Consider the following 1,774-nt stretch of genomic DNA (forward strand, 5'->3'; position numbering starts at 1 on the left):
TCGAGACCCACCCCGACCAACCGCGGCGCGTCGAGGTGCTGGCCGCGGACCTCACCACCAGCGCCGGCGTCGAGGCGGTGCGGCGCGTGGCGCTGGCACGCCGCGCGAACGTGCTCGTCAACAACGCCGGCGTGGCGAGCTTCGGGCGCCTGGACGCGCTGGACGACGCCCACATCCTGCAGGCCGTGACGACCAACCTGGTGGCACCGATGCTGCTGACGCGGGCCCTGTTGCCGGGGCTGCTGGCGCAGCGCAGCGCGGCAGTGCTCAACGTGGGTTCGGTGCTCGGGCGGCTGGCGCTGCCGGGCTTCTCGGTCTACAGCGCCACCAAGTTCGGCCTGCGGGGCTTCAGCGAGGCGCTGCGGCGCGAGCTGACCGGCACGCCGGTGCGGGTGCAGTACCTCGGGCCCCGCGTCACCGAGACCGGCTTCAACGCGCCGGAGGTCGAGGCCTACAACCGCAAGACCGGCGCCGCGGTCGACCACCCGGACGACGTGGCGGCCGCGCTGCTGCAACTGCTGCGCGACGGCGCGGCCGAGCGCTTCCTCGGCCTGCCCGAGAAGCTGGCGGTGTGCGTGAACGGCCTCGTGCCGGCGGCGCTCGACGGCGCCTTCAAGTCGCACCGACTGGCGCTGTCGGGCGCCTGAACCCTGAAGATCCAAGGAGAACCCAGATGCTTGCTCGCTTCCCCCTGTTCCTGATGGCCAGCCTCGTGCTCGCCCTCCATGCGCCACTGCTGCGCGCCGGCCCCGTGGAGGACGCCGTCAGCGAGGTCCAGCACGAGTGGGAGGTGACGCGCTACCAGACGCCGCCGAAGGAGCGCGAGAAGCGCTACGAGGCCCTGGTCGCGAAGGCGCACCAGTTCAGCGAGGCCCATCCGGGGCGCAGCGAACCGCTGGTCTGGGAGGCATCGTCGTGAGTTCGCTGGCCGGCGAGAAGGGCGGCCTGGGCGCGCTCGGTCTCGTCAAGCAGGCCAAGAGCCTGTACGAGCAGGCGATCAAGATCAACCCGGAGGCCCTCGACGGCTCGGCCTACAACAGCCTCGGCGTCCTCTACTACAAGGTGCCGGGCTGGCCGATCGGCTTCGGCGACAAGAAGAAGGCCGACGAGCTGATGCTGTCCGCGCTGAAGCTCAACCCCCAGGGCATCGACCCGAACTTCTTCTATGGCGAGTTCCTGCTCGAGCAGAAGCGACCGGCCGACGCACTGGTCTACCTGGAGCGGGCGCTTCAGGCTCCCGCACGGGCCGGCCGGCAGATCGCCGATGCCGGGCGCCGCGACGAGGCCCGGGTGCTCATCGAGAAGGCGAACGCCCAGCTGGGCCGGTGAGGGACAGCGGCCGCGTGGCCGCATCGCGGAGGCCTGAACGGGTCAAGTTGGCCCGGGTCCTGCCGAAGAAGTCCGAGTGCGCTACCGGTGTCACCGGAGCGGGAGCACCGGACCGCCTTCCCGACCCTTGCCCATGACGATCTCCCACCCCTTCAGTCGCCTGCTGACCCGTCTGAGCGTCGGCCGCAAGCTGATGCTGATCTACCTGCTGGACCTCACGGCGGTGATCTTCGTCAGCAGCATCCTGATCAACGAGAAGTTCATCGCGATCGACTTCGCACGCAAGGAGATCGCCGGCAACGCTACATCGCCGGCATGCGCGATGGCCTGATCGATGCCGCGCTGGGGCCGGACGCGAGCGGTGCGGCGGCACGCACGGACCACCGGGCGGCGCTGGCGCTCGCCGAGCGGCAGCACGGCGCGGGCATGCAGAGCGAGGAGCCGA

The 1,774-nt window shown here is 70.7% G+C and carries 4 protein-coding genes; all 4 read left to right on the top strand.

Annotated elements, in window-relative coordinates; translation table 11 throughout:
* Positions 1–647, top strand: a 647-nt coding sequence (locus x551_RS21725; RefSeq protein WP_036251319.1) for an SDR family oxidoreductase, incomplete at its 5' end; no start/stop codon positions are given.
* A gap of 26 nt (positions 648–673) precedes the next feature.
* On the top strand, positions 674–919 hold the full coding sequence (locus x551_RS27815) for a hypothetical protein (protein ID WP_231497691.1): 246 nt from the start codon (positions 674–676) through the stop codon (positions 917–919).
* Complete coding sequence (locus tag x551_RS21730) at positions 916–1,329, top strand: hypothetical protein (protein ID WP_231497688.1); 414 nt, start codon at positions 916–918, stop codon at positions 1,327–1,329. The genes x551_RS27815 and x551_RS21730 overlap by 4 nt, the downstream gene beginning before the upstream one ends.
* Positions 1,330–1,462: 133 nt before the next feature.
* The gene (locus x551_RS26235; protein WP_036251322.1) at positions 1,463–1,660 is read left to right on the top strand and encodes a hypothetical protein; all 198 of its coding nucleotides are present in this window, start codon (positions 1,463–1,465) and stop codon (positions 1,658–1,660) included.
* The last annotated feature ends 114 nt before the right edge of the window (positions 1,661–1,774 follow it).

This window comes from Methylibium sp. T29 (genome assembly GCF_000576205.1).
Lineage (GTDB): Bacteria > Pseudomonadota > Gammaproteobacteria > Burkholderiales > Burkholderiaceae_C > Methylibium > Methylibium petroleiphilum.